Raw genomic sequence first — 3,889 nt, 5'->3', positions numbered from 1 at the left:
GCGCTTGCGAGTGTAGTCGTGGATTTCGCCAGTGCGCTCATCGACAATTTTTTCGGCAGCGCGATAAGCGGCGGCGGCGGTCGAAGACCGCCCCGCCTTGCGCGAAATCGCTTGAACCGAAAAATGATAGCTCGCCACCGCGTTCTCTTTTTTTCGGGGTGTCGGGGCTTCGCCCTGACCGCACGTAATCCCCGCAGGGGATTACTCTAAGTGCCCCTTGCCTGTCGGCTGCGGTAGTGTACCCCAGAGGTCACACAATGATCAGATGATTTACACGCCGTTTGTTTGCGACTCTATGATGACCTCACATCAAAGCAAAAAACGGGTAAGGCATGCCAGAACAGACCACGCGCGTCCAACAAGCGCAGGACGCAGTCAAAGCCGCTCAAGAACGGCTCAAAAAGGCCAAAGCAGCCCAGCAACTAGCTGAGGCCAGAAAACGGGCTGCAGCAACGAAAGTGGAGCGCGCAAAAGACACGCGCCGCAAGGTGCTCCTCGGCGCATTCGTGATGGAGTTTTTCGCTGCTCGCAAGGCCGATCCCGCACGTTTCCTCTTTAGTGGCGAGAACGGCCGACGATTTGAGGATTGGCTCAAGAAGGAGGCGGACCGGGCGCTATTCGGCCTGCCGCCGCTGGCTGAGCCGAAAGCCACCCCCAAACCGGAGGCGCAGTCATGAGCCACCCCATCGCCCTGGAAACGATAACCGAAGAGGCGGTATGACAATTGCCTGGACCATATTTCCACGTCCGGTCTCAGACCTCTCGGACCCCTCTCTCAGGGGACGTGGCTTCGACTCGTTTGTGCCAACAAGCGAGTCTCTTTTTGATTTGGGTTCGCCGTAAATGCCTAAGTGAGCATGCTTAGGTACACCCGCGTCCCCGTGGACAGGCGGGGACAAGTCCCTGCGGACTTGCCCCCTGCCTGACCACAGGGCCCCTCGCGGCGTGGAGCCTACGGCGTGACTCGCTGCGCTCGCCCAAATTGCACATACGTGCCTCAAAACCTCCTTTCTGCAAGCCATAAGAGGCCGCATAAGCCGCTAGAACGCTTCGCCCGGTGCCCACAGGCACACGGTTGAGCGGCTGGCGGCCAGAGGCCGCCTGGCGCGATTTATCCGTGTCTTAGCGCTTTAGCGCTTAGACCGGTGCGCCACGAGCGCATGTCGACCCCTTCGGGGGCCGTCAAGCCGCCGGAGGCGGCGTTCATGCCCCCTCTGGGGGCCTGAAGCTAAACCACACCCATAGTTAACAATAAGAGCCTCTTCCGATGAAAATCGCTGCGAGCCTTATACAGAAAGGGTTTGCGCGATTTCGACCTGTCGCCTGTAGGCGACAGGCGTGTCGCCCCCAGACGACACTAAAGTCGCATTTGCTAATAAACCTGTCGTCTACATCGGTCAAGTTATAAACTAAACCTGTCGCTTTAAAACGAACTTCTCATGTCCAAAGCCGTCGTCGCCACCGAAGACTCAGCGCCGTCATTTTTCGGGTGGCTGCAGGTTGAAAAGAAGGTAGGCCAAGAACTCCAGCGCCTTGCTATCAAGCATCCATCCGCTATGGGTACGCTGCTCTATCTCATGAACAACATGGGCCGGAACAATGCTCTAGCCGTTTCCCAAGCAGTAATTGCTCAGAAGGTCGGGATTGGGCGGCAAGCCGTTAGCGGGGCGATTAAGTTGCTGTCGGACCATAAATTTATCGAGGTCGTAAAAGTCGGAAATCTATGTGTTTATCGCGTCAACACTCGTGTTGCGTGGCAAGGAAAGCGGGGGGAGCGTTTCGCCCACTTCACAGCTGACGTGATCGCGTTTGAAGGCGAACAAACTGGAATCGATCTGGACGAGAAAACCCAACTTAAGCAGGTACCGGTGCTTGAGGGAGCCGAGCGTGTCTTAATCGGCAACGAGCCGATCGATCCCCCCGACCAACAGGAAATGAATCTGCCATGACCGTTGTGTCGATTTCTGAGGCTGCTCGTTTGACGGGTAAGAGCCGTAAGACGATCCAGCGCTATGTCGCAGATGGGCGCATCTCCATGTCGCAGCATGTCGCAGGCGGGAAAGGAATCGATACTTCAGAGCTGGTGAGGGTTTTCGGGGAACTGTCCCACCCCGCTCCTGCGCTGTCGCATGCGACAGAGTCGCAGTCTGTCTCACCCACTGTCCCACCCGAAGTCGCAGCCACTTTAGCGCTGTTACAGGCGGAGAATGCGTTGTTAAAAGCGCAAATTGAGGCGAAGGACGCTAATTTGGCCGACCTGCGACAGTCCCTGCGACTTTTAGAGCATGCGCCAGCTCCTAAACGGCGCTGGTGGTGGTCTAAAACGTGAGCGCCCCTGTTTCGGCGTGGCCAAAAGTCTGGAATCAGCGCATATAAGTGCCCATGATCGCCTCTTGAAGGCGATCCAATGCCATTTGCCAGCGTTTGAGGACGATAAGGGACTCGACGATGAGCAGATCCTGTTTCAACCGGTTGTCTAGCAGCAAAGTAGCTTCGGTTTGGCGGACCAATGCAAGGAGCGCAGCAGACGTCTCGCGTTCATTTAGGAGACGATTTTGAATCTCTGCCCTCAGCGGGGCAATGGCGCTGAGCAAGTGGTACTGGTGTTCATAAGCCACGGTCAGCATTGATAGTCAAAGAGTAGAGCCAATCGAGAGGGCAATTCACATTCCCTATCGACACTGCCGAAGATGAAATCTGTCCTGACCTTAGCGTAGGCGCGGCCCCGCCCGCGTGCGGTCGATGCTCTGATCGCGCTTGGGCGTGACCGTGGCTCGTCCGTCGCTGTATTGGATCGTCACCTTCTGACCGACCTTGAGATCGCCGTCGAGCCGTGTTCGCTCGTGAATGACAGCCTCGCGCCGACCAAAGTCCTGAGCGATATGCAGATCTGTGCTCAGGAGCAGCGTGCCCGAATAACGGCCGTGTTCAATGTTCGTGGGCGAGGCAAACAGCCGGTAACCGCCGTCCGGCATGCTGGCCAGTGCGTCCGTCAAATCCTGACGACTCTTTTCCCTACGTTCTTCCGCACTCAGTACCGGCTCCGCCGGCGCCTTCGCGGCCCTGAACCGAGCCAGTTGCTCAGCCGGGTCAGGCACGGTACGCCGGGCCGCCCGCTCGGCCAGCGCAGCTTGCAGACTGGTCTGCGTATCGACCAGCGCAGCCTCGGCCTGGCGCACCTCGAGCGCGGCTGCGTGGGCTTGAACCCGCATCTCAGCCGCGGCCTCGATGCGCCGTTGCGCTTCCTCCTGCAACCGCCGCTGTTTGGTGCTTGCGCCGCCGCGCCGCAGGATCGCCGTCGCCGTTGGGCCAAGGTGCTCGGTCGGTATGCGATCAATGCCTTGCGCTGCGAGCGTTCGGTGGTCAAGACGCGCCTCGATGCTCCGCTCGGCCAGCCACTCGTTGGCGAGCGTCGCCCAGCGCGGCCTTTCGCGCTCTGCGAAGTTCTCGATGCGGTGCTTCTGGCAGTGGATCGGGTCCAGCTCAACGGCTTTCTTGCCGAGCGTGCCATCGCGGTCCACGTGGCACCCGCTCATCAGAACGTGAGCATGTACGTTCCGCTTGTCGCCGCCCTTGTCGGCGCGATGCACCGCCACATCGACGGCCACGCCGTAGCGTTCGGATAGCTCCCGCCCATAGGCAAAGGCCAGTTCGCACTGGTCGTTGGGATTCAACTCGTGAGGGAGAGCAAGGGTGAACTCGCGCGCGACCACTGCATCACCGCGTTTGTGATGCTGCTCGATCGACGACCAGAACGCGCCTCGTGCGTGCGCTTGTTCGCCAGGGAGAAAAAGCTCCGAGTCGATCACGCCGCGCTTGCGAGTGTAGTCGTGGATTTCGCCAGTGCGCTCATCGACAATTTTTTCGGCAGCGCGATAAGCGGCGGCGG

At 59.1% G+C, this 3,889-nt stretch carries 6 protein-coding genes; 3 read left to right on the top strand and 3 right to left on the bottom strand.

Translation table 11 applies throughout. The annotated features are described in order from the left end of the window. A partial coding sequence (locus NCR37_RS28665; protein ID WP_250476104.1) for a MobA/MobL family protein occupies positions 1 to 138 on the bottom strand: 138 nt, incomplete at its 3' end. 194 nt (positions 139 to 332) lie between these two features. On the opposite strand from NCR37_RS28665, the gene NCR37_RS28195 reads away from it, so the two are divergent. The 3 genes from NCR37_RS28195 to NCR37_RS28185 all read left to right on the top strand — a co-directional run bounded on the left by NCR37_RS28195 (position 333) and on the right by NCR37_RS28185 (position 2,329). Then, positions 333 to 677, top strand: a complete 345-nt coding sequence (locus NCR37_RS28195) for a mobilization protein (protein WP_250476103.1) — start codon at positions 333 to 335, stop codon at positions 675 to 677. A gap of 762 nt (positions 678 to 1,439) precedes the next feature. Then, complete coding sequence (locus NCR37_RS28190; RefSeq protein WP_250476102.1) at positions 1,440 to 1,949, top strand: replication/maintenance protein RepL; 510 nt, start codon at positions 1,440 to 1,442, stop codon at positions 1,947 to 1,949. Next, positions 1,946 to 2,329: a hypothetical protein gene (locus tag NCR37_RS28185; RefSeq protein WP_250476101.1), complete on the top strand. Its 384-nt coding sequence runs from the start codon at positions 1,946 to 1,948 to the stop codon at positions 2,327 to 2,329. The genes NCR37_RS28190 and NCR37_RS28185 overlap by 4 nt, the downstream gene beginning before the upstream one ends. A gap of 34 nt (positions 2,330 to 2,363) precedes the next feature. Here NCR37_RS28185 and NCR37_RS28180 read toward each other — a convergent pair whose 3' ends face one another. Then, on the bottom strand, positions 2,364 to 2,627 hold the full coding sequence (locus NCR37_RS28180; RefSeq protein WP_250476100.1) for a hypothetical protein: 264 nt from the start codon (positions 2,625 to 2,627) through the stop codon (positions 2,364 to 2,366). A gap of 81 nt (positions 2,628 to 2,708) precedes the next feature. After that, on the bottom strand, positions 2,709 to 3,889 hold a 1,181-nt coding region (locus tag NCR37_RS28175), incomplete at its 5' end, for a MobA/MobL family protein (protein WP_250476099.1).

The sequence above is a fragment of the Caballeronia sp. GAFFF1 genome (assembly GCF_023630705.1).
GTDB lineage: Bacteria > Pseudomonadota > Gammaproteobacteria > Burkholderiales > Burkholderiaceae > Caballeronia.
Note: the sequence above shows the minus strand (reverse complement) of the source record. Positions and strands in the feature narration are given on the sequence as shown.

Coding starts and splice junctions, on each gene's coding strand:
- NCR37_RS28195 (WP_250476103.1), top strand. CDS start 333: ATGCCAGAACAGACCACGCGCGTCCAACAAGCGCAGGACGCAGTCAAA.
- NCR37_RS28185 (WP_250476101.1), top strand. CDS start 1,946: ATGACCGTTGTGTCGATTTCTGAGGCTGCTCGTTTGACGGGTAAGAGC.
- NCR37_RS28190 (WP_250476102.1), top strand. CDS start 1,440: ATGTCCAAAGCCGTCGTCGCCACCGAAGACTCAGCGCCGTCATTTTTC.
- NCR37_RS28180 (WP_250476100.1), bottom strand. CDS start 2,627: ATGCTGACCGTGGCTTATGAACACCAGTACCACTTGCTCAGCGCCATT.